Here is a 22,624-nt window from a genome sequence, read left to right as displayed (position 1 = left end):
AAGGTGCGGGCGATGCACTCACCCTCATTGGATACGGCCCTGCTGCAGCAGGTGCAAAACCAGATTAGCACGGTGATCAAGGGCAAGCCGACCCAGGTGGCCGACTGCCTGGCCTGCCTGGTGGCGGGGGGGCACCTCTTGATCGAAGACCTGCCCGGCGTGGGCAAGACCACGCTGGCGCAGGCACTCTCGCTGACCCTGGGCCTGCGCTTCGCGCGCGTGCAGTTCACCGCCGACCTGCTGCCCTCGGATCTGCTGGGCGTCAACGTGTTCGACCGCAGTGCCGGCCAGTTCAGCTTCAAGCCCGGCCCGGTGTTCGCCCAGGTGCTGCTGGCGGATGAAATCAACCGCGCCGGCCCCAAGACGCAGAGCGCGCTGCTGGAGGCGATGGAGGAGCGCCAGGTCACCATCGAAGGCCAGAGCCACGCCCTGCCCTCGCCCTTCTTCGTCATTGCCACGCAGAACCCAAGCGAGCAGCTGGGCACCTACCCGCTGCCCGAGTCGCAGCTGGACCGCTTCCTGATGACGATCCGCCTGGGCTACCCCGACCGCACGGCCGAACGCGAGCTGCTGAGCGGGCGCGACAGCCGCGAGCAGCTGGCCGAGCTGCAGGCCGTGATGAGCCCCACCCAGCTGCAGGCCGCCCAAGCGCTGGCGCGTGGGCTGCATGTCAGCCCGGCGCTGCTGGACTACCTGCAATCCTTGCTGGACGCGACGCGCAGCGGGCAGTGGTTCGTGGAGGGGCTCTCGCCCCGCGCCGGCCTGGCCTGGCTGCGTGCCGCGCGCGCCAAGGCCCTGCTGGCGGGGCGCGCCCATGTCTCGCCCGAGGATCTGCAATCGGTGGCCGTGCAGGTGCTGGCGCACCGGTTGAAGGCGCGCGCGGGCTCGGGCCGCGGCAGCGCGGAGCAGGTGCGCGCCCTGATCGAGGCGGTACCGCTGCCGTGAATTGGATCCAGCAGCGCTGGCGAGCCTGGTGGAGCGCCCGCCACCCGCCCCGCGACGACCAGCTGCTGACCCAGCGCAACCTCTACATCGTGCCCACCAAGGTCGGCGCGGCCTTTTTGCTGACGCAGGCGGTGCTGCTGGTGGCCTCCATCAACGACCAGCTGAGCCTGGGCTACGCACTGACCTTTCTGCTCTGCGGCGCCGGGCTGGCCTCGATGCACACCACGCACGCGAACCTGCGCGGCCTGCGTCTGGCCCTGCAGCCGCCCGAACCCGGCCATGCCGACCAGGACCTGCCGCTGGCGGTCCGCTTGCACAACCCGGACCGTGCGCGCTTTGGCGTGGGCCTGCGTCTGGCCGAGGCCGAGAACGCCACCCTGGCCTGGGTGGATGTGCCGGCGGAAGGACACGCCGAACTGCGCCTGGCCTGGCGCGCGCCGGCCCGCGGCCTGCACGAGCTGCCGCTGCTGCGCATCGAAACCCGCTTCCCGCTCGGCCTCTTCGTGGCCTGGAGCTACTGGCGCCCGGCCAGCAAGCAGTGGGTCTACCCGGCCGCGGAAACCCCTTGCCCGCCCCTGCCGACCGGCAGCGCCATCGAAGGCCCGCCGCAGGCCGGCAGCGGCCAGGGCGATGAAGACTTTCACCAGCTGCGCGGCTGGCGCGATGGCGACCGCCTGCGCGACGTGCTGTGGAAACGAGAGGCCCAGGCCAGCGATCCGAATGCCCCGCTCTGGGTGGTGGAACGCGGCGCCGCGCTGCGCGGCAGCCAGCGTTGGCTGGAAGCTGCGCAGACGCAAGGGCTGGAAACCGAGAAGCGCTGGCAACGCCTGACCGCCTGGGTGCTGGCGGCCGATTCGCACGGCCAGGACTGGGGCCTGCGCCTGCCCGGCTACGAGCTGCCGCCCGGCCAAGGCGCCGAGCAGCGCCGCCAGGCACTGGAACGCCTGGCCCTGGCCTAGACCATGCAAAAGCTCAGCCGCGACACCCGCGACACGCTCTTCCTCGTGTGCGTAGTGGCCCTGACCGTGGCACCGCACATGCTGCGCATCCCCCTTTGGGCCGGTGCCAGCCTGTTGCTGCTGCTGGGCTGGCGCGTCTGGCTGGCCTGGGGCGCGCGGCCGCTGCCGAACCGCTGGCTGTTGATGCTGATCCTGGCGGCGGCCTGTGGGGCTGCCAAGGTCAGCCATGGGGTACTGGTGGGCCGGGATGCGGGCCTAACCCTGGTGACCCTGCTGATGGCCTTGAAGCTGCTGGAGATGCACAAGCGGCGCGACGCCTTCGTGGTCTTCTTCCTCGGCTTCTTTCTGGTGCTGACGCAGTTCCTGCACTCGCAGGCCCTGTGGGTGGCGCTGTGGACGGTGGCCACGGTCTGGGGCCTGCTGACCAGCCTGGTGCTGGCACAGATGCCGCTGGGCCAGCCGCATCTGAAGATCGCCGCGCGCGAGGCCGCGCGCACCACGCTGTACGGCCTGCCGGTGATGGTGCTGCTGTTCCTGCTGTTCCCGCGCATGGCGCCGCTCTGGGGTGTGCCATCGGCTTCGGCAGGCACCGGGCTGTCGAACGAAATGGAGTTTGGCCAAGTGGCCACCCTGGCCAGCGACGACTCCGTGGCCTTGCGCCTGCGCCCACTCGACGGCCAGACCCTGCCGCCTCCGCAGTGGCTCTATTTCCGCGGCCCGGTGCTGACGGACTTCGACGGCCTGAGCTGGCGGGCCCGCCCGCCGGGCACTGTTTTGCCGCCGGGCGAAGCCTGGCAGCGTGGCCTCGGCCCCGCCCTGCGCTACGAAATGCTGGTGGAGCCCCAGCGCGTCTCCCTGCTGCCGGTGCTGGAGTACGACGCCGGCCAGCCGGGCGAGCTGTGGCAGCTGCCCAGCCTGCTGCTGCGCCGCAGCGCGGAGCTGAGCTGGATCGCCAACCGGCCCATCACCGAGCGCCTGCGCCTGCAGCACGAGGCCCAGCTCAGCAGCAGCCGCCTCGGCCCGTTTGAGGAGCATCCCAGCCTGCGCCCGGCGCGCCGCCTGCCACCCGGGCTGAACCCCCGCCTGACGGCCTGGGCGCGCGAACTGGCCCAGGGTCGCAGCACCGACGAGTTGCTGGCGGCACTGCTCACGCACATCCGCCGCGAGCCCTTCCGCTACACCCTGACCCCGGGCGTCTACGGCGAGGCCAGCCCGCACCTGATCGACGAGTTCTGGTTCGACCGCCGCGCCGGCTTTTGCGAGCACTACGCCGCCGCCACCGTGGTGGCCCTGCGCGCGGCCGGCGTGCCGGCCCGGCTGGTGACGGGCTACCAGGGCATGGACCCAGAGTTGCAAGATGGCTGGGCGGTGGTGCGCAACAGCCATGCCCATGCCTGGATCGAGTACTGGCAGCCGCAGATCGGTTGGCGGCGCGCCGACCCCACCGCCGCCGTGGCTCCGGAGCGCGTGGAGCGCAGCCAGCGCCTGAGCCCGCCGCCGGGCGCCCTGCGGGGCGCGCTGGACGCCATCGACCCCACCCTGTGGGCACGCATGCGCCGCATCGGCGAGGCGCTGGACCTGCAGTGGCAGCAATGGGTGCTGGGCTATGCGCGCGACCAGCAGTTCGACCTGCTGCGCCGCCTCGGCTTCGAGGAGGCCGACTGGACGGCGCTGGGCCACGCCGTGGCCATTGCCATCGGCAGCCTGGCGCTGGGCGCCCTGGCCTGGATGCGCTGGCGCGCCCACGAGCACAACCCCTGGGTGCGCCTGCACCAGCGCACGCTGCGGGCGCTGCAGCGCGCGGGGCTGACGCAGGCCCAGCCCCACCAGGCGCCGCTGCGCTGGGCCGCCCTGGCCGGCCAGCATTGGGGCGCGCGCGCCGCCGCCCTGCAGGCCCAACTGGCCCAGCTGGAGCAGCGCCGCTACGGCCCGCAGGCCGAGCTCAGCCCCTGGCAGGCGCTGCGCTGGCGCCAGACCTGGTGGCGGGGCCTGCAGCGCAGCCTGCCCAGGGGCCTGGGCGACACTGCGCCCCCTTCCTCGCCGTCTTCCTGATCGTTTTCGTGTTCCCTGCCCTGCCCATGGCGCTGGCCCTTGCCGGCGCGCTGTTGCTCAGCCCCGCCCTGGCGGCACCCAAGAAAAAAGCCGCCCCTGCCCGAACTCCGGCCCCGCTCTCCGTTGCCGCCCAACCCGCCCATGGCATGAAGCCGGGCCGCTACGCCGAGCGCAGCGACGTGCGCGAATGGCTGCAAATGCAAGTGCGCCCGGGTGCCCCGCTGGCCGGCTGGAACGAGGCCGAGCTGCTGGCCCTGCTGGGCCAAGCCCAGTACCAGCCGCGCGCCGCGCAGTTCATCCTCCCCGCGCCCCCCGGCCAGGCCAAGGACTGGGCCGCCTACCGCGACCGCTTCGTGGAGCCGCGTCGCCTGCAAGCCGGCCTGCGTTTCTGGGAGCAGAACGCCGAAGCGCTGGCGCGTGCCGAGAAGGACTACGGCGTGCCCGCCGAGGTGGTGATGGGCATCCTGGGCGTGGAGACCTTCTACGGCCAGATCATGGGCAACTTCCGGGTGCTCGACGCCCTGGCCACCCTGGCCTTCGACTTCCCTGGCGGCCGCAGCGACCGCACGCCCTTCTTCCGCGAGCAGCTGGTCGAGTTCCTGCTGCTGGCCCGCCAGGAGGGGCGCGAGCCCTTCAGCTTCAAGGGCAGCTTTGCTGGCGCCATGGGCTACGGCCAGTTCATGCCCAGCAGCTGGCGCAGCTACGCGGTGGATTTCGACGGCGATGGCCACATCGATCTGGTGGGCAACCCGGCCGACGCGATCGGCTCGGTGGCACATTTCCTGGCCCGCCACGGCTGGCAGGCCGGACAGGCCACGCATGTCTACACCGACCCCCCGGCCGACGCCACCGAGCGCGCGCGCCTGCTGGCACCGGACATCGACCCGACCTGGGGCGCCGCCACGCTGGAAGCCGCCGGCCTGACTCAAGCCTTGCCCCACCCTGGCCCCTGGGCCCTGGTGCAACTGGAGAACGGCGGCGTGGCGCCCCCCACCTTTGTGCTGGGCAGCCGCAACTTCTATGTGCTGACGCGCTACAACCGCTCGGCCTATTACGCCCTGGCGGTCATCACCCTGGGCGAGCGCCTGGGGCAGCTGCGCAAGGCCGGTCAGACGCCCTGAGATGCCGACCGCCCTGGCGCAGAGCGATCACCCGCTCTTCGCCTCGGCGCTGACGCCCGCCGCGCCCGGGACGCAACTGGCGCTGGCCAGCAGCAGTGCTGGCGCGCATCTGCACTTCTTCAGCGGCCACGCCTGACGGCCGAACTGCTGCGCTTCGAGGGCTTTTCCAGCTGAGGCCACGCCCCAGTACGCGCCGACGCGCTGCCTAGCGCACACCGCCATGCTCGTCAGCGCGGCCCCGCGGCCACCGCGGCCCGCCGCCGCGCCTGAGCCTGCTCCAGTTCGGCCAGCATGCCGCGCAGGCGCGCATCCATCAGGCCCCGGCCCGAAATGGCCTGCGGGACGGCCAGCTCGGATTCGGTGTTGAGCTCGATCAGCACCGGCCCCTCGGGGCACAGCGCCACGTCCCAGTTCTGCAAGCGCAGACCCGGGAAATGGGCACTGGCGCGATGCACCAAGTCCAGCGCAGCAGTCCAGTCGGGCAGCTGAAAACCCACCAAGGGCTGGCCGGTGTCCGGATGACGGTCCACTCGGCCGCCCGGCCCGAGCCGCGCTATGGCGCGTTCGATGCGCCCACTGCGCACATCCACCGCGCCCAGGCAGTTGCCCAGGTCGCCATGCGAAAAGTTGTCGAGCATGTTCTTGCCGGTGGCGATTTTCCAGAACGCCGTATGCACCTGCGGCCCCGAAGGCGTCACCAGGCAGATACAGCGCACGCTGCACACCGCCTTCGAGCCGGTCAGCGCCACGATGGACGGATGCGCCTGGACCGGACGCTGGAACAGCATGCCCCCGTAAGGCGGAAATTCGAACGCCTTCAGGAACTCCTCCAGGGCGAGCGTTCGGTCATCCAGCAGTCGCAAGGAAGGCCCATCGCGGCCCGCCACGCCCGTCACGCCCCGCCCGTAGCCGGCGGAAATGGGCTTCACGTAGAAGGGATAGACATCACCGTCCAGCCAGCGTCTCACGTCGTCCAGGCTGCGCAGCACGGTCTCATTGCCGATCCGGCGCCCCTCGGCAGTGAAGGTGGCCAGGGGCTGCGGCATGGGTAGGCCCAGGTGCTGCAGGATCAGGTAATTGACGAGCTTGTCATTGGCCAGCACACGCGAACGTGAGTCATTCAACGTCTGGTCCAGCAGCACGCTTTGGCGCCAGCCGATGAACTGCCGCAACTCATCCGGACCAAGTTCGGGCGACCAGAGTCCGTAGGCAAAGTACTCCGACACACCGATGGGACTGGCGCGCAGGCGGCAGGCCAAGAGTTCGCGCAACTGACGCACCAAGGGCTTGCCACCCTGTGCCCGGACTTGCCGCATGGCTGACAGCGGATTCATAAGCCCCCCTTGTGTTGCCAGCGCCCACAAGTGTCACCGCTGCTTACAAATTTCGCCTCATTTGACTGGTGGGCCCCGATTCGGGGGGGGGGGGCGCGACACCCCGTGACGGGTCAGCGCGCACGAGTCGCATGGCAGCGAAAGCCATCCACCGGTACCTCAACCACCTGGACCTGACCGCAGGCGGCCGCGGCGCGCTCCGCCATCACCGCGACACGGTCAGCATCGGAAGGCGGGCTGGCACAAGCGCCCAACGCCAGGATACGAATCAGCCTTGGAAGTGCGCTCCATACGGTGGGCTCCAGAGCAATCAGGGGCGGCATCCTGGCGGCGCAGGAAGCCGCCGTGGCCCGAGCCAACTTCACCACACCTTGGGCTTGCCCGCGCCGGCAGCAGGCGCTGTTTCTGGCCCCCGCTCAGCCCATGGCCTAGGTCGCCCACCAGAGTTTGGTAGCCCACCGGCTGCTTGCTGATGCCCTCGTGAAGCGGCAATTACTGGGCCGAAACAGCTGCTCACCCAAGCGAGCAAAGCCTTGCAGCCTTGCCGGTCCTCGGCTGCCTACAGTGCCGCGCTCCAATAAGCGGTTCAGGGAGAGCCCATGGTCAGCCCACTCTACAAGCGCTTCGGCCAGGTCCTGGCGGCGCAGTTCCCCGGCGCGGCACAAGGCACCTTGCGGCCTGGGGCCAGCGAGGCCGCCATCGCCGAAGCCGAGCGCGCCATCGGCCTCTGCTTCCCTGCCGCGGTGCGGGAGGCTTACCGGCACTTCGACGGCGTCTGCACGCCCCAGCAGCGGCACTTCGATTTGCAGGCTCCCATTCCACCGCTATTCCCCGGCCAAGCGGATTGGCTGCCGCTGGAGGCGCTGGTCAGCCAGTGGCAGCTGCTGCGCGAGGTGGAGGCCGGCCTGCGGGCCAAGGGCTGTCTGAGCGAACTGAGCCTGGAGGACCGGCACCCGCCGCGCCCCGTGGTGGCAGCCAGCTTCGAAGCCGAGCGCCTGCCCATCGCGGCCAACATCTGCGGCTGCACGATCGAGGTGGACCTGATGCCCGGCCGGACCGGCCAGATGGGCCAGTTGCTCTACCAGGACCCGCAGGATGAGCCCAGGCTGTTTTGCAGCGGTCTGGAGGACTACTTCGAACGCCTGCTGGCAGCCCTGGAGTCCGGCCGCCTGGTGGCGCGCGAAGGCGGCTGGCACGACGCCGACAGCGGCGCTCCGAGCTGGAGTCTGCGCTACGCGCTGGGCCTGGGGCCGCGCGAGCGCAGTGCCGCCGAGCTGGTGGCCGAGCACCGCGCGGCAACGCAGGCCGCAACCCAGGCCGAGCCAGTGCCCCATCGCCTGTCGGGCTGGACCCCATGGACCGTGGCGCCCGCATCGCCTGCGGAGCCTCCGCGCACGCGCGACGGCTTTCGGCGCCACCAACGGCCGTCGCGCAGCAGGCGCTGAGCCTCGAACGCTCGAACGACGCGCCGGCTGCTCAAGCCGCGGGTTGCAGGGGCGGAACGGGCGCCACCCCTGCCGTGTCAGGAGCCAGGGGGCTGAGCGCGCGCGCCAGTTCCATCACCTGGCCTTCCCTGACCTGCACCACCCTCTGCGCGCCGGCAATCGTCTCGGGCCGGTGGGCAATGATCAAGCGCGTCAGGTTCATCTGCGCGAGCGTGGCCGTCACGGCGCGCTCGTTGCCCAGGTCCAGATGGCTGGTGGCCTCGTCCAGCGCCAGCACCTTGGGCTGCTTGTAGAGCGCCCGTGCCAGCAGAAGGCGCTGCTTCTGCCCCCCGCTCAGCCCTTGGCCCAGGTCGCCCACCAGGGTCTGGTAGCCCATCGGCATCTTGCTGATGTCCTCATGCAGCTGCGCCAGTTGCGCGCAGGCCTGCACGCGCTCCAGGTTGGGCGCCACATCGAAGAAGGCGATGTTGTCGGCCAAGCTGCCGGTCAGCAGCACGTCCTCCTGCATCACGGTGCCGATCTGCCGGCGCACGTTCTGCAGGCCCAGCTGCTGGATGCGCTGGCCGCCGTACAGCACCTCGCCCTCGGTGGGCTGCAGCAGTCCCAGGGCGATCTTCAGCAAAGTGGTTTTGCCCGCACCACTGGGGCCGGTAACGGCGACCGATTCGCCCGCCTCGACCTTGAAATTCGCGTCCTTCAACACCCAGGGCTCGCCCTCGGCGTATCGGAAGCTGATGCTCTTCAGTTCGATGCTGGGCCGCAGATGCGCGAGATCGTGCTCGGATGCGTCGTCCTTCTCGGGCGGCTCCAGCACGATGTCGGCCAGGCGCTCGGAGTGCAGGCCCAGCATCTTCAGCTCGACCGCGTAGTCGATCAGCTTGGACACCCGGCCGGTGAACTGGCCCTTGTAGGCGATGAAGGCGAACAGCATGCCGATCGTGAAGCTCGGCGCCCCCGCCATCTGCCCGGCCAGGATCAGCTTGCCGCCGACCCAGAACACCAGCAGGTTTTCCAGGCCGAAGATGAAGGTGTTGGCGGTGGAAAAGGCGATACCCATCCTGGCCGTGCGCACATCGCGGTTCTGCACGTCCACGATCAAGTTCTGCCAGCGCGCACGGCGCTCCTGCTCGCGGCCGAACAGCTTCAGCGGCGTGATGGCGCGCAGGGTTTCGAGGAAATGCGTGCTCTCGCGCGCGGCGATCACCAGGCGCTCGGCGGCGGCGTCGCGAAAGGGGCGGTACATGGCCCAGCGCAAGACCGCGTAGGCAGCGACGGCGCCGAGCACGATGGCGCACAGCGACGGCGCATAGATCGTCATCATCAGCAGCGCGGCCACGGCCATCAGGCCGTCGAGCACAGCCTCGACCACGGCGGTGGTCAGGGTTCTCTGGATGGCGTTGACGGCGCCGAAGCGCGAGGTGATATCGCCCAGATGGCGCTTCTCGAAAAAGCTGGTCGGCAGTTTGATCAGGTGGGCGAACACATTGCCCAACCATTGCAGGCTAAGCGTCTGGCCCAGCACCATCACCATCCAGGAGCGGGCGAGGGCCAACAAGGTTTGGATGAGCAAGAGCAGGCCAAAGCCCAGCACGATGACGGTCAGCAGCTCGCCGTCGCCCGAGGCCAACACGTCGTCGACGATCAACTGGCTCATCAAGGGCGCGACGATGGCGAACAGTTCCAGCACCACGGCGACAGCAAAGATCTGCAGCAGCGAGCGCTTCAGTCCCATCACCTTGCCCGTCAACGCTTGCAAACTGACACGCGGTGCCGGCGCTTCAGGCTTGAAGTCGGCGTTCGGGATCAGCTCCAGGGCGACTCCGGTGAAGTGGCGGCCAATCTCGGTTGTCGTCAGACTCCGCTCACCGACTGCCGGGTCGAGGATGACAGCGCCCCTGCGCGTGACCTTCTTGAGCACCACGAAGTGGTTCAGGTCCCAGTGGAGGATGCAAGGGGTGGCGAGTTGCTTCAGTTCGTCCAGATCAAGGCGCAGCGGGCGGCTGGAAAAGCCCAGGGCGGCGGCGTGCTGGATCAGTTGGCGCAGGTTGGCGCCCTTCAGACTGGTGGGAAAGCGACGGCGCAGGTCGGAGAGGTCCACATGCTGCCCGTACACGCTGACGACCATCAAGAGCGCTGCGAGCCCGCATTCGGCAGACTCACACTGAAGGATTGGCTTCATTTATTGCCATCAGGCCTCGCAATATTATCTACAGGAACCTCAAAACAAATTCAATAGGAAATTCTCATACGACAATAACTTCCGAAATTTCACCAAAGAATTCCATGCACATAAGCACCGGGAAAGCTCCTGAATCGCATCAGATAAAGAGCAAGCGAAAATTCACTTTTACCTCATTCGATAAGATCAATTTGCAAGGCGTCAGCCCGCCCAAAGTAACCCGACTTCCATTTTTCAATATATTCAATCGACGCATATTGCTCCGGCGCAACAACGCCCCTTATTCCCAGCCTGGACATCGCATCAATTGAAAGCGTCCAAACTTTTCCCATAGCATCCAACTTCCCAACAATCGGCAAGCTCTTATCCACTCCAATCAGTTCGTAAAATTTTCGCTCCTGCGCCTGCTGAACCTTTATGTTTATGTATTTTTCCTGGCTGCGCTTCAAATAATCAGAATCCCCTTCAAGCCCCACCCCAACATCAATCCGCTCAGACACAGCCTCAAATTCATCAACAAATTCGACGAAATTCCTTTGAAATGCACCACCATGCCACACCAGCAGCGCGTCCGCCGCAATAAACTTCTGACGCCCAGCAGGGAAAATATAATTTGCACAAGCCGATGCGCATATCCCACTCACTTTTACATTGATCCCCGCCTCCCGAATCCAGCGAGCCAGAACAATTGCAGGAAGAAGTTCGCCGCCCGGCGACGTGATCTCAATGGAGCGAACTCCTTCAAGCCTGTCCTTCGCACCAATTTCTGCAACGAGGCGCTGCGTGATCTCTCCGATTATTCGCAGGCGTTCTCCTTCACGAAGAACTTCGGCGGCAATGAGCGGCCTACTTCCAAGCATACAAATCAGAGCAACAGCAGCCGACCTCAATACGCCAGAAGTCACCCGACGAAGTAAGTTGCTTATTTTTCGCACAAATATGAAATCCGTTAATAACCGACCCGTCGCCAGCACACGATAAAAACCCAAGCGATCAACCAGAAATTATTAAAGCTCGGGCGGCTCCGAATGATTGACCCGCCCGAACAAGGCCTGAATTTCGCAGCGCTATGCCGCAATTCAAGAATGGCTCAGTTGCAACTGCGGCTCACTTCTTGTATACCTTGCGATGCCATTGCGCTACTTAGCGAGGTTGCGGCGGCGCAGGAGCGGGCACGAGAATGCATCGAACTTTCCCGTTATCAGTCCATCCACAATCCCAACCCTCAAGATAGACAGACTTGTCGCCTTTTCCATCATAAGAACCCATGCCAGGGTTGTCGCCACCAACAATCCCCAGAAAATCTTTACTGTTCAGTTCTTTCACCATCACTCCTAATTCGTCCAGAGAAAAGCCGCGCCTGGACATCGCGGACTAAAAATTCCAGCCAGAAGCAAAGTAGCCCAAGATTCAGACCCTTCCCTTTGCCCACACAGCCAGCACCGGCTCCAGCACCCACTCCCAAATGGCTCGCGCCTCTTGCCTCACTTGCGACTCCAGTGCCGTCCCCACCTTCAAAGGCTGCAATTCACCTTGGACCTGGATGTGCTGCCGTGCCAGGCTCACCTGAATCCGGTACAGCGGCTCCACCGCCTGCACCGACTGCATCAGGGCCTGTGACCGACCACTCGGCAAATCCTGCGGATTGACAGGGCTGCGGCTCACCGCAACCACCTCGCCGCGCTGCATGCCAAACTTTTGGTACGGATACGCCGCATAACGCAACCACACCGGTTGCCCTAGCTCGACAAACCCAGCCATGCGACTGGGCGCATACAAGTGGGCGACCAGATTGGCTTCGCTGGTAGCACCCGCCGGCAACAGCGTGGCCAGCGTCCGCTCCGCCGTCGCGGCCTGCCCGGCCACCGCAATCAGCGTGGCCACCCGCCCAGCGCGTGGAGCCGTCAAGGTCCAAGCCGAGCGGGCACCGAGATCGCTGCCTTCCTGAGTCAGCTCTGCCAGCTGGCGCTGCAATTGCGAGCGTTCTGATTCAAGCTGCGTGCGTGCCAGAGCCAATTCGGCCTGGATACCCACCTGCTCGCGCTGCGCCGCCTCCAGGGCACGACGCGCATTGCGCTCGCGCAGCCCCAGATCCAGCAGCTCTTCTTGCTTCTGCTGCGCCTGCAATTGCGACATGAAGCCCTTGGCGGCCAACTCCTCGAAGTTCCTGGCGGACTTGTCAGCCAGTGCCACGCGCTGCTGCACCGCCTCCAGCTCGCCGCGCAGACTGCCCTCGTCGGATTTCAGGCTACGCAGCCGGTCGCTCAGCGCTGCGCTGCGCTGCTGGGTTCGCTGCTCCAGCAACCGTAATTCGGTTTCCAGACTCTGGCGCTGCTGGGCAACGGCAGCAGCCTGCAACTGTCCCAATTCACCCGCAGCCAACTGCCGCTCTGCGCGCAGGCGGATCAACGGCTGACCGGCCTGCACCTCGTCACCCTCCTTGACCAGCACCTCGCTGACCGTCCCGCCCTGTGGGCTGCTGATGTCCATCACCCCACCTTCCGGCATCAGCACACCGGGCAAAGTGACCTTGCGGGTGTACTCGCCCCAGACGGCAAAGGCGACCAAGGCAGCGGCGCAGGCCACAGCAAGAACGGTGACGAGAGCGAAGCCCGGCGGGCGGGCAATGCGAATGCTGCCAAGCCACTGCGCCTGCTGGGCGTTCATCACTTCGGGACGGAACAAAGAGGCGGACATCGCGGGAAGCTGAGGAGACGGTGCCGGTCTGCTAGCCAAAAAGGGCTTTGCACCTTGCGTGGCGTCATTCGATCCACGGGGCCGCTGTTACAAAACCCCCTCGAGGCCCGGATTGCGAACCCCCGCCCTTCCGGCTAGCCAATCAGGGTTATGCCGGATGCGTCAGCCCCTCCGCCGGGAACGGCACAAGGCCGACCCAGCAGCGCTCAAAGCGTCCTCAAAAGCCTTCTTAGGCAGCGAAGCCGAACCCCAAAAGACAGTCTTTTGGCAGGTGTTTTGGGCGCAAGCCTGAGTGAACTGCGGGGTCAAGCCGGAACAAAGTCACACGCAGGCAGGCCGGCAGGTAACCGCTTGTAGGCCCTTGCTGCGCCTAGAACCTGCTCAAACCCCAAGCCACCCCCACCGCCACCACCCAACTCCCCACCAAGGCCGCCGCCACCCTTCTGGCGTACACCCAGCCCCCAGCCACCCAGGCCACCACCATGCGCGTCAGGCTGTTGGTTCCGATGGCCAGCAGCACGCCCTGCAGCAGCAGCGGGGCTTGGATCTGCCCGGCGGCGTGCAGGGCCGCCAGGGAGGCCACGGGGGCATGGGCATCGGCCAGGGCGCTGATGCCCACGCCGGCCAACAGCCCGCTGGCGCCGAAGGCGGCGCGGGCCTGGGTGACGGCCCAGGCCACGCCGGCCAGGAAGACGGCCACCAGCAGGGCTTCGCGCGGGCGCAGGGCACTGCCCTTTTCCTGCACGGCAGACAGGTGCTGGCCGTTGCGGCCCAGCAGGGCCAGGGCGGCGGCGCTGGCGGCGCCCAGCAGCACCGGCAGGGCCACGGTGGGCAGGGCGGCGGGGGCCAGCGCGGTCACCATCACCAGGGCCTGCAGCCAGGTGGCCACGGTGGACATGGCGCCGCCGCGTGCCAGGGCGCCGGCGTGGCCGGCGTCGGCGCGCGCGCGGCTGCCCAGCGAGGCGATGGTGGCGGTGCTGGAAACAAAGCCCGAGAACAGCGCCGAGATCAGCAGGCCGGCATCGGCGCCCATGCGGCGCATCGCCACTTGGCCGGCGGCCTGCAGGGCCATGATGAGCAGCACCAGGGCCGCCAGCGGCCGCGCGCTGATGCCGCCCAGCCAGGGCAGCGGGCCGGCGGGGATGAGTGGCAGGGCGATGAGCGTGAGCGCGGCCAGCAGCAGGCCGTCATGCAGCTCCTGTTCGCTCAGGCCCAGGGTGGCGAAGCGGTGCAGGCGCTCGCGCGCGGCCAGCAGCAGCGCCAGGCCGGCGGCGCAGGCGGCGCCCAGCGCGGGCTGGCTCACAGCTTGCACGCCGATCAGGAAGGTGGCGAACAGGGCCAGCTCGGTGGTCATGCCGCGGTCGCGCCCGGGGTTGCGCCAGTAGGCCAATGCGGCCAGCACGGCGATGAAGAGCGCTCCCACGGCCAGCAGCTCGGGGCGGTGCTGGGCCAGGGCACCGGTCAGGCCGGCGACGGCAAAGCTGCGCAGGCCGGCGTCACCGCCGCGCTCTTCCTTGCGGCGCTCGCGCTCCAGGCCAATCAGCAGGCCGCCGCCCACGGCCACGCCCAGGCCGATCAGGGCTTGCGGCTCAAACATCGATGCGTGCGCCCTGCTCGGGCACGGTGACGCGCCAGTCCAGCTCGTCCTGAATGCGCATGCGCAAGGCGTCGGCCGCCTCGGGTTCGCCGTGCACGACGAAAGTTCGCTCGGGCGGTTGGTGGAACTGGCGCAGCCAGGCCAGCAGGCCGTCGGCATCGGCATGGCCCGAGAAGCCTTCGAGATGGGTGACCTCGGCCTTCACGGCGACGTACTCGCCGAACATCTTGACCGAGGCCGCCCCCGCCACCAGCTGCGCGCCACGCGTGCCCGCCACCTGGAAACCGGGGAAGACGATGTGGTGGCGCGGGTTGGGCAGCATGTTCTTGAGGTGGCCGAGCACGCGCCCGCCGGTGGCCATGCCGCTGGCGGAAATGATGACCTTGGGCCAGCGCGAGCGCATCAGCGCGAGCGACTCCTGCGGCGTCTCGATCAAGGTGACGCCGTCGGTCAGGTTGGCAACCTCGCGCGGCGGCACGCGCAGCAGGCGGCCATGGCGCTGGTAGAGCGTGGTGGCGGTGCGGGCCATCGGGCTGTCCAGCACGATGGGCAGGTCCTCCGGAACTTCGCCGGACTGGCGCAGGCGCTGCAACACCAGCAGCAGGGCCTGGGCGCGGCCCACGGCAAAGCTGGGCAGCAGCACCGAGCCGCCGCGGCGCACCACGGTGCGGATGATCTCGCCCAGCCGAGCCTGCACGTCCTGCAGCGGGTGCAGGCGATTGCCGTAGGTGCTCTCGATCAGCAGCACATCCGCCTCCAGCTGGGGCTGCGGGGGCGGCATCAGCAGGTCGTCGCCGCGGCCCAGATCGCCCGAGAACACCAGGCTGGCACCCCCGGCCTGCAGGCGCACGCTGCTGGCGCCCAGCAGGTGGCCGGCGGGCTTGAGCTCCACCTGCACGCCACCCACCTTGGCGGTGCGCCCCGGTGCCAGCGGCTTGAGCAATTGCAGCGCCTTGCGCGCCTGCTGCACCGTGTAGAGCGGCTTGGCCGGGCGGTGGCGGCTCCAGCCGCCGCGGTTGGCGCGGCGGGCGTCTTCTTCCTGCAGGTGCGCGCTGTCCAGCAGCAGCACCTCGGCCAGTGCGCAGGTGGCGGGGCTGGCAATCACCGGGCCGCGAAAGCCCTGCTGCATCAGCACCGGCAGCCAGCCGCTGTGGTCCAGATGGGCGTGGCTGAGCACCACGGCGTCGATCGAATCCGCCGGCAGCGGCAGCGGTGCCCAGTTGCGTTCGCGGTAGGTCTTGAAACCCTGGAACAAACCGCAGTCGAGCAGGATGCGCCGGCCGGCCAGGTCGACCGCGTGACGGGAACCGGTGACGGTGTCGGCGGCGCCGAGAAAGTGCAGCTGCATGATGAACCCGGTGGTGAACGGCAGGACGCGATGCTGGCACGGCCCGAGCCCCCTGTGCGGGCCCTGAGGCTTGATGCGCATCAAGCCGCCGCGGCGCCAAGCCGGCCCGACGGAGGCGTTAGGCTGCCGCCCTGTGCCGAATTCCGCCCCTCCGCCCTCCTCTGGACTGCGCCGCCGCGACGGACTGCTGCGCGCCGCCCTGCTGCTGGGCACGGCGGGCACGGGGGCGGCCTGGGCGGCCGAAGCGCCGGTGGCGGTGGCGGTGGTTTATCCGGACATCGGCGAGCCCTTTCGTTCGGTGTTCAGCAAGATCGTCGAGGGCATTGACGAACGCCTGGCCGTGCGCAGCGACAAGCTGCTGGTGCCGGTTCAGTCCGACGCCAATGCCCAAACCGGCCTGACGGCCGAGCTGCAGCGGCGCCGCCCGCGCGTGGTGGTAGCGCTGGGCCGCGCCGGCCTGCGCGTAGCGCTGGCGCTGGAGGCCGGCGTCGAGATCGTGGGCGGCGGCATCATCAGCCCGGCCGAGGGCGACCAGCGCGCCACCAGCCTGCACAGCCTGACGCCCGACCCGCAGCTGCTGCTGCAGCGCCTGCGCGCGCTGCTGCCGGGGGTGCGCCGCGTCACCGTGGTCTACAGCGGCCGCCACAGCGGCTGGTTGATGCGCCCGGCGCAGGATGCCGCACGCGCCCTCGGGCTGGAGCTGCGCGCATTGGAAGTGGACGACCTGAAGCAGGCGCTGCGTGCCTACCAGGACTTCTTTGCCCAGGCGGGCGCGCAGGACGCCCTGTGGCTGCCGCAAGACCCGGCCACCGTGGACGAGGCCACCGTGCTGCCCCTGGTGCTGCAGGAATGCTGGGACCGCAACGTTGCCCTTTTCTCCAGCAACCTGGCCCATGTGCGGCGCGGCGCGCTGTTCTCGCTCTTCCCCAACAACCTGGAGCTGGGCCGCAGCCTGGGCCAGACCGCCACTGCCCTGCTGGCCCGCAGCGCCAGCGCGCCGCGCGGCCTGCGCGCGCTGCGCGAGGTGCAGGCCGCGCTGAACACCCGCACCGCCAGCCATCTGGGGCTGGACCTCAACCCGCAGCTGCAACGCGGCTTCGACCTGCTGCTGCCCGAACGATGAACCCGTTGCTGCAGCCCCTGGCGCGCCTGCGCCGCTCCACCTTCCGCCGCCAGCTGACGGTGGCGGTGGGCGTGGGCGTGGTGCTGATCGCCGCGCTCTCGGCCCTGCTGAGCTCCTGGCAGGGTTCGCTGCGCGTGCGCGAGAACCTGCGCCAGCAGGGCCTGAGCCTGGCCATCGGCCTGGCCCAGCAGAGCCAGCTGGCGCTGCTGACACAAAGCCCCGACAACGCCGCCGCGCCGATCGAGCGCGCCTTCTATTACCCGGACATGCTGCGCTTCGAGCTGCTGCTGGGCAGTGGCGAGCTGCTCGCCGCGCGCGGCGAGGCGCCGGCGCTGGCCGCCTCGCGCCCGCTCAACCTGCCCGAAGGCGCCTACATGGAAGCCGAGAGCGACGAAGCCTGGAGCTTTGTAGCTCCGGTGCGCACCCAAGCGGGCGAGGCCAGCCCCTTTGAGGCCGAGGCGGCGCGCTCCGAGCTGCTGGGCCAGGTGCGCATCACGCTCAGCAAGCAGGCGCTCACCCAGTTGACGCGCCATCTGGTGCTGGTGAACTTTGCCGTGGCCCTGGCCTGCGCCCTGCTGCTGCTGTGGATGCTGCGCCGCCTCACGCTGCGACTGACCGAGCCGCTGGGCGAACTGGCCGAGGTGATGGCCCAGGCCGGCACCACCGGGCCGGGCCTGCGCGCCCGCCCGCACGGCCCGCGCGACTTGCAGCGCATGGCCCAGGTCTTCAACCGCATGATGGCCACGCTGGAGCAGCGCGAGGCCGAGCTGCAGACCAAGAACGAGGAATTGGCCCGCCACGCCGCCACGCTGGAGCAGCGCGTCACCGACCGCACCCTCTCACTGACACGCACCAATGCCGAGCTGCAGCAGGCCCTGGACACCCTGCAGGAAGCGCAGAAGCAGCTGGTGGAGAGCGACAAGCTGGCCTCGTTGGGCAGCCTGGTGGCCGGGGTGGCGCACGAGCTCAACACCCCGCTGGGCAACGCCCTGATCGCCGCCACCGCGCTGGAGGCCGAGCAGCGCCAGCTGCGCACGCGCTTCGAGGCCGGGCAGCTGCGCAAATCCGAGCTGCAGGGCGGGCTGGACCATGGCGTGGAGTCGTCCGAGCTCGTGCACCGCAATGTGCAGCGCGCCGCCGACATCATTCGCGGCTTCAAGCAGCTGGCCATCGACCAGACCACCGAGATGCGCCGCAAGTTCAAGGCCGACGAAGTGCTGCGCGAGATCCTGGGCAGCCTGGGCCCGATGTTCAAGGCCTCGCCCTACCGCATCGAAACCGAGCTGGACCCCGGCCTGGAGATGGACAGCTACCCCGGCCCGCTCGGCCAGGTCATCACCAACATCGCCCAGAACGCGCGGCTGCACGGCTTCGACGGCCGCCCGAGCGGCGTGCTGCAGGTGCAATGCCACGCCTGGGGCGAGGACCATGTGCAGATCGTCTGCTCCGACGACGGCCACGGCATGGACGAGGAGGTGCGCCTGCGCGTCTTCGAGGCCTTCTTCACCACCAAGTTCGGCCAGGGCGGCTCGGGCCTGGGCATGCAGATCGTGCACACCCTGGTCAACGGCTTGCTCGGTGGGCGAGTCAGCGTGGATAGTGCGCCGGGGGCCGGCACCCGGGTCATCCTGACCCTGCCGCGCGTGGCGCCGCAACGCAGCGGCAAGGAGGCGTGATGCGAGTCTGGATCTGTTGTGCGGCGCTGCTCGGCACGGCCGCCGCGGCGCAGGAAGACGAGCTGGCCCTGGCCTATGGCGACAGCGCCACCGTCAGCATCGCCACCGGCGCGCCGCAAAGCCTGCGCCGGGCGCCGGCGGTGGCCATGGTCATCACGGCCGAGCAGATCCGCGCGATGGGCGCCAAGGATCTGGACGAGGTGCTGGAGCGCGTGCCCGGCCTGCACGTGGCGCGCGGCCCCGGTGCTTACCCGCCGCTGTACCAGGTGCGCGGCGTGCACAGCCAGTTCAACCCGCAGACCCTGATGCTGCAGAACGGCGTGCCGCTGACCACGCTGCTGGTGGGCAACCGCGGCAATGGTTGGGGCGGACTGCCGGTGGCGCATATCGCCCGCATCGAGGTGATGCTCAGCCCCGGTTCGGCGCTCTATGGTGCCGATGCCTACTCGGGCGTCATCAACGTCATCACCAAAAGTGCCGCCGAGGTGAAGAACGGCGAGGCCGGCGTGCGTGCCGGCTCCTTTGGCGCGCGCGAGGCCTGGGCGCAGCACACGCTCGGCCTGGGCCCCGTGCAGGGCCTCTGGCACCTGCAATGGGCACGCGAGGACGGCCACCGCCGCACCATCGAGGCCGATGCCCAGAGCTTCAATGACCGCAGCTTCGGCTCCGCCGCTTCGCTCGCACCCGGCCCAGTGAACCTGGCACGCGAGGCGCTCGACGCCCACCTGGATCTGGCCTGGGCGAAGTGGCACGCGCGCCTCAACTACAAGCAGCGCGAGCTCGGCACGGGCGTGGGCGTGTCGCAGGCGCTCGACCCCTTCAGCCTTTACTACACGCGGCGCTGGCTGGGCGACCTGAGCTGGCAGTCCGACTTCGGCAACTGGAGCGCCGGCTCGCAGCTCAGCTACCTGCATTACCAGCAGCGCTACAAGCAGCCGCTGATGATCTTTCCCCCGGGCGTGCGCTTCCCCACCGGCGTGTTCCCGAACGGCATGCAGGGTGCACCCGAGACCTGGGAAAACCAGTGGCGCTGGCAGGGCCATCTGCAGTGGAATGGCTTCAGCGGCCACCGCCTGCGCCTGGGGCTGGGCGCCGAGGATCTGGACCTCTACCGCACCCGCGAGCGCAAGAACTTCCTGTTCGCCGCCAACGGCCTGCCCATCCCGCTGCCCGAGGTCATCGACCAGAGCGAGACGGCCCCCTTCCTGCGCCCGCAGCGCCGCCGCGTGGTCTATGCCTATGCCCAGGACGACTGGCAGCTGGCGCGCGACTGGACCCTGACGGCGGGCCTGCGCGTCGACCGCTTTTCCGACTTCGGCAGCACCACCAACCCGCGCCTGGCCCTGGTGTGGGATGCCGCCCAGGACCTGACCTTGAAGCTGCTCCACGGCCGCGCCTTCCGCGCACCGGCTTTCAACGAGCAGTACTCGATCAGCAACCCGGTGGCGCGCGGCAACCCGGACATCCGGCCCGAGCGTCTGCGCTCCACCGAGCTGGCTCTGGTCTGGCAGCTGCAGCTGGAACTGCAGCTGCGCGCCAGCCTGTACCAGCAAAAGCTCAGCGACATCATTCGCTCCACGCCCAACGCCGTGGCCGGCACCGGCACCACCTTCAACAACACCGGCGACCAGCGCGGCCACGGCGGCGAGCTGAGCCTCGTCTGGCAACCCCGGCGCGGCCTGAGCCTGGAGGCCCATGCCAGCCTGCAGCGCAGCCGCGACCTGCCGACGGCGACCGCCGTGGGCTACGCGCCCGAACAGCGGCTCTATCTGGTGGCTGATTGGCAGGCCGGCGCCGACTGGCGCCTGGGCGCGCAGCTCAACGACGTGCGCCGCCGCCTGCGCGCCGCCGGTGACACCCGCCCCGCCATCCCCGACTACCGCACGCTCGACCTGAGCCTGCGCTGGAGCCCACCGCAGCCCTGGAGCCTGGGCCTGGTGCTGCGCAACCTGACCAACGCCGATGTGCGCGAGCCCAGCCTGGCGCCCGGCCGCATCGTCAATGACTTGCCGCAGGCGCCGCGCAGCGTCTCGCTGGAAGGCAGCTGGAGGTTTTGAATGGCACGCCGCCGAACGCTGAGCTGCGCCCTCGCCGCCCTGCTGGCGGGCGCCCCCGCACTGGCCGCCGATGACGAGGAACTGGCCCTGGCCTACGGCGACAGCGCCACCGTCAGCATCGCCACCGGCAACAAGCAAAGCTTGCGCCGCGCGCCGGCCGTGGCCACGGTGTTCACGGCCGAGGACATCCGTGCCAGCGGCGCCACCGACCTGACCGAGCTGCTGCAGCGCGTGCCGGGCCTGCATGTCTCGCGCACCTACTACATCAACGAACCGCGCTTCCAGCTGCGCGGCGTGCAGAGTGAGTTCAGCCAGCAGGTGCTGATCCTGATCGACGGCGTGCGGCGCCAGAGCATCCTGCTCGGCAGCCCGGAGGAGCTGTGGGTCTCGATGCCGCTGGACCAGGTGGCGCGGGTGGAGGTGATCCGCGGCCCCGGCTCGGCGCTCTATGGCGCGGACGCGCTGGCCGGCGTCGTCGCCATCACCACCTGGCGCGCCGGTGAGCAGCCCGGCACCCAGCTCGGCTTGCAGGCCGGCGCCTTCGACACCCAAGCCGCCAGCCTGCGCCACAGCGGCCGCAGCGGCGATTGGTCCTGGCTGGCCTGGCTGCGCGCCGGCCGCACCGACGGTCAGGCCGAGACCATCCACGCCGACGCCCAGACCGCGCTGGACGGCGTGTTCGGCACCCAGGCCTCGCGCGCGCCCGGCGCCATGAGCACGCGCCACCGCGACCTCGACCTGCAGCTGCGCCTGGGCTGGCAGGACTGGCAGGCCCAGGCCAGTCTGAAGCGCCGGCACGGCATCGGTTCCGGCCCGGGACTGGCCCAGGCCCTGTCCGACCGCGACTGGGCCGACACCGACTTCGCCGTGCTGGCCCTGGATTGGCAGCGCAGCGGCTGGCTGCCCGATTGGGACGCGCAGCTGCACGCCAGCGTCACCCACACCACGGTCGATTCGCTCTACCAGCTCTTCCCCCCCGGGGCCTTCGGCGGCCTCTACCCCGAAGGCATGCTGGGCGGCCCGGGCCGCAACAGCCGCGTGCACGATCTGGAGGGCAGCCTGCTCTACGCCGGCTGGGCCCAGCACCGCCTGCGCCTGCTGGCCGGCTGGCGCCGCAGCGACCTGTACGCCACCCGCGAAGTGAAGAACTTCAACTTCCAAGTGCTGCCCGGCGTGGGCAGCTTCCCGGTGCCGTTGGGGAGCCTGGTGGATGTCTCGACCAGCGGCCCCTATGTGACGCCGCAGCAGCGCGACCTGCACTACCTGGCCCTGCAGGACGAATGGCGCTTGGCGCAAGACTGGACCCTGACCGCCGGCCTGCGCCACGACCGCTATTCGGACTTCGGCCACACCACCAACCCGCGCCTGGCCCTGGTGTGGGACGCCCGCCATGACCTCACCGTCAAGGCCCTGCACGGCCGCGCTTTCCGCGCCCCCAGCTTTGCCGAGCTGCACAACATCAACAACCCCGTGAACCTGGGCAACCCGGACGCCCAGCCGGAACGCATGGCCACCACCGAGCTGGCGGCCGACTGGCAGGCCCACCGCAGCCTGCAACTGCGCCTGAACCTGTTCCGCTACCGCATGCACGACATCCTGCGCCTGGTGCCGCATGCCGACCCGAGCTCCGGCGCCACCACGCAGAACCTCGGCACCCAGGACGGCCACGGCTTCGAAGCCGAGGCGCGCTGGCAGCCCGGCCCGGGCTGGCGCGTGGATGCCAGTTGGTCGCAGCAGATCAGCCGCGATCGCCTGACCGGCCTGCGCTCGGCCGATGCCCCGCGCCGCATGGCCAAGCTGGCGCTGGAGGCACGGCTGAATGGCGACTGGGCCTGCAGCCTGCAGGCCCGCCACATCGCCGGCCGCGCCCGTGCCGCCGGCGACGCGCGCCCCGCCCTGGCCGACTACACCCTGGTCGACCTGGGCCTGCACTGGCGCCGCAGCGCGCTGCAGGGCTGGCAGGCCAGCCTGCTGCTCAACAACCTGGCCGACGCCGACGCGCGTGAACCCAGCCCGGCGCCGGGCAGCATCCCCTACGACCTGCCGCTGCCGCGCCGCCACGCGCTGCTGGAGCTGGGCTACCGGTTCTAG

17 protein-coding genes are annotated in these 22,624 nt (G+C 69.1%); 10 read left to right on the top strand and 7 right to left on the bottom strand.

Going from position 1 to position 22,624, the window contains the following annotated elements; genetic code table 11:
• Positions 1-12: 12 nt before the first annotated feature.
• The 5 genes from I7X39_RS00515 to I7X39_RS23470 are packed head-to-tail and all read left to right on the top strand — an operon-like array spanning position 13 to position 5,213.
• Complete coding sequence (locus I7X39_RS00515) at positions 13-945, top strand: AAA family ATPase (protein WP_198109000.1); 933 nt, start codon at positions 13-15, stop codon at positions 943-945.
• Positions 942-1,904 carry a DUF58 domain-containing protein gene (locus I7X39_RS00510; protein WP_198108999.1) on the top strand — a complete coding sequence of 321 codons (963 nt, stop codon included), beginning with the start codon at positions 942-944 and terminating at the stop codon, positions 1,902-1,904. Before I7X39_RS00515 ends, I7X39_RS00510 begins: the two co-directional genes overlap by 4 nt.
• A 3-nt stretch (positions 1,905-1,907) precedes the next feature.
• Entirely contained in the window at positions 1,908-3,956 is a 2,049-nt protein-coding gene (locus I7X39_RS00505; RefSeq protein ID WP_198108998.1) for a transglutaminase TgpA family protein, read from the top strand.
• A 26-nt stretch (positions 3,957-3,982) separates the two neighbouring features.
• The gene (gene mltB, locus I7X39_RS00500; RefSeq protein WP_198108997.1) at positions 3,983-5,077 is read left to right on the top strand and encodes a lytic murein transglycosylase B; all 1,095 of its coding nucleotides are present in this window, start codon (positions 3,983-3,985) and stop codon (positions 5,075-5,077) included.
• 1 nt (position 5,078) lies between these two features.
• The gene (locus I7X39_RS23470) at positions 5,079-5,213 is read left to right on the top strand and encodes a hypothetical protein (RefSeq protein WP_259376405.1); all 135 of its coding nucleotides are present in this window, start codon (positions 5,079-5,081) and stop codon (positions 5,211-5,213) included.
• Positions 5,214-5,304: 91 nt separating this feature from the next.
• On the opposite strand, the gene I7X39_RS00495 is transcribed toward I7X39_RS23470, so the two are convergent.
• The gene (locus I7X39_RS00495) at positions 5,305-6,441 is read right to left on the bottom strand and encodes a sugar-transfer associated ATP-grasp domain-containing protein (RefSeq protein WP_198108996.1); all 1,137 of its coding nucleotides are present in this window, start codon (positions 6,439-6,441) and stop codon (positions 5,305-5,307) included.
• Between the two features lie 569 nt (positions 6,442-7,010).
• Between I7X39_RS00495 and I7X39_RS00490 the strand changes: the two genes are divergently transcribed.
• Entirely contained in the window at positions 7,011-7,856 is an 846-nt protein-coding gene (locus tag I7X39_RS00490; RefSeq protein ID WP_198108995.1) for an SMI1/KNR4 family protein, read from the top strand.
• Between the two features lie 31 nt (positions 7,857-7,887).
• Here the strand turns inward: I7X39_RS00490 and I7X39_RS00485 are convergent, their stop codons facing one another.
• From I7X39_RS00485 to I7X39_RS00460, 6 genes are all read right to left on the bottom strand, one after another.
• Positions 7,888-10,035, bottom strand: a complete 2,148-nt coding sequence (locus I7X39_RS00485; RefSeq protein WP_198108994.1) for a peptidase domain-containing ABC transporter — start codon at positions 10,033-10,035, stop codon at positions 7,888-7,890.
• A gap of 173 nt (positions 10,036-10,208) precedes the next feature.
• Positions 10,209-11,024, bottom strand: a complete 816-nt coding sequence (locus I7X39_RS00480; RefSeq protein WP_198108993.1) for a hypothetical protein — start codon at positions 11,022-11,024, stop codon at positions 10,209-10,211.
• Positions 11,025-11,178: 154 nt separating this feature from the next.
• Entirely contained in the window at positions 11,179-11,364 is a 186-nt protein-coding gene (locus I7X39_RS00475) for a hypothetical protein (RefSeq protein WP_198108992.1), read from the bottom strand.
• 81 nt (positions 11,365-11,445) lie between these two features.
• Positions 11,446-12,732 carry an HlyD family secretion protein gene (locus I7X39_RS00470; RefSeq protein ID WP_198108991.1) on the bottom strand — a complete coding sequence of 429 codons (1,287 nt, stop codon included), beginning with the start codon at positions 12,730-12,732 and terminating at the stop codon, positions 11,446-11,448.
• Between the two features lie 370 nt (positions 12,733-13,102).
• Positions 13,103-14,329 (bottom strand): MgtC/SapB family protein, encoded by a 1,227-nt coding sequence (locus tag I7X39_RS00465; protein WP_198108990.1) that lies wholly within the window; start codon positions 14,327-14,329, stop codon positions 13,103-13,105.
• Positions 14,322-15,677, bottom strand: coding sequence for an MBL fold metallo-hydrolase RNA specificity domain-containing protein (locus I7X39_RS00460; RefSeq protein ID WP_198108989.1), 1,356 nt, complete (start codon positions 15,675-15,677; stop codon positions 14,322-14,324). Before I7X39_RS00460 ends, I7X39_RS00465 begins: the two co-directional genes overlap by 8 nt.
• Positions 15,678-15,810: 133 nt before the next feature.
• On the opposite strand from I7X39_RS00460, the gene I7X39_RS00455 reads away from it, so the two are divergent.
• Genes I7X39_RS00455 through I7X39_RS00440 form a run of 4 tightly spaced genes read left to right on the top strand, consistent with a single transcriptional unit; the run spans position 15,811 to position 22,624 of the window.
• Entirely contained in the window at positions 15,811-16,800 is a 990-nt protein-coding gene (locus tag I7X39_RS00455) for an ABC transporter substrate binding protein (RefSeq protein ID WP_198108988.1), read from the top strand.
• On the top strand, positions 16,797-18,476 hold the full coding sequence (locus I7X39_RS00450; protein WP_198108987.1) for a sensor histidine kinase: 1,680 nt from the start codon (positions 16,797-16,799) through the stop codon (positions 18,474-18,476). Before I7X39_RS00455 ends, I7X39_RS00450 begins: the two co-directional genes overlap by 4 nt.
• Entirely contained in the window at positions 18,476-20,533 is a 2,058-nt protein-coding gene (locus I7X39_RS00445) for a TonB-dependent receptor plug domain-containing protein (protein ID WP_198108986.1), read from the top strand. Before I7X39_RS00450 ends, I7X39_RS00445 begins: the two co-directional genes overlap by 1 nt.
• The gene (locus I7X39_RS00440) at positions 20,534-22,624 is read left to right on the top strand and encodes a TonB-dependent receptor plug domain-containing protein (protein ID WP_198108985.1); all 2,091 of its coding nucleotides are present in this window, start codon (positions 20,534-20,536) and stop codon (positions 22,622-22,624) included.

Origin of the sequence: Inhella proteolytica, assembly GCF_016093275.1 — a bacterium.
GTDB lineage: Bacteria > Pseudomonadota > Gammaproteobacteria > Burkholderiales > Burkholderiaceae_C > Inhella > Inhella proteolytica.
This window is presented reverse-complemented; position numbering and strand designations above follow the sequence as displayed.

Excerpts from the sequence above, each read along its gene's own strand:
- I7X39_RS00515 (WP_198109000.1), top strand. The coding sequence starts at position 13 with ATGCACTCACCCTCATTGGATACGGCCCTGCTGCAGCAGGTGCAAAAC.
- I7X39_RS00505 (WP_198108998.1), top strand. The coding sequence starts at position 1,908 with ATGCAAAAGCTCAGCCGCGACACCCGCGACACGCTCTTCCTCGTGTGC.
- mltB (WP_198108997.1), top strand. The coding sequence starts at position 3,983 with ATGGCGCTGGCCCTTGCCGGCGCGCTGTTGCTCAGCCCCGCCCTGGCG.
- I7X39_RS23470 (WP_259376405.1), top strand. The coding sequence starts at position 5,079 with ATGCCGACCGCCCTGGCGCAGAGCGATCACCCGCTCTTCGCCTCGGCG.
- I7X39_RS00490 (WP_198108995.1), top strand. The coding sequence starts at position 7,011 with ATGGTCAGCCCACTCTACAAGCGCTTCGGCCAGGTCCTGGCGGCGCAG.
- I7X39_RS00485 (WP_198108994.1), bottom strand. The coding sequence starts at position 10,035 with ATGAAGCCAATCCTTCAGTGTGAGTCTGCCGAATGCGGGCTCGCAGCG.
- I7X39_RS00475 (WP_198108992.1), bottom strand. The coding sequence starts at position 11,364 with ATGGTGAAAGAACTGAACAGTAAAGATTTTCTGGGGATTGTTGGTGGC.
- I7X39_RS00470 (WP_198108991.1), bottom strand. The coding sequence starts at position 12,732 with ATGTCCGCCTCTTTGTTCCGTCCCGAAGTGATGAACGCCCAGCAGGCG.
- I7X39_RS00465 (WP_198108990.1), bottom strand. The coding sequence starts at position 14,329 with ATGTTTGAGCCGCAAGCCCTGATCGGCCTGGGCGTGGCCGTGGGCGGC.
- I7X39_RS00460 (WP_198108989.1), bottom strand. The coding sequence starts at position 15,677 with ATGCAGCTGCACTTTCTCGGCGCCGCCGACACCGTCACCGGTTCCCGT.
- I7X39_RS00450 (WP_198108987.1), top strand. The coding sequence starts at position 16,797 with ATGAACCCGTTGCTGCAGCCCCTGGCGCGCCTGCGCCGCTCCACCTTC.
- I7X39_RS00445 (WP_198108986.1), top strand. The coding sequence starts at position 18,476 with ATGCGAGTCTGGATCTGTTGTGCGGCGCTGCTCGGCACGGCCGCCGCG.
- I7X39_RS00440 (WP_198108985.1), top strand. The coding sequence starts at position 20,534 with ATGGCACGCCGCCGAACGCTGAGCTGCGCCCTCGCCGCCCTGCTGGCG.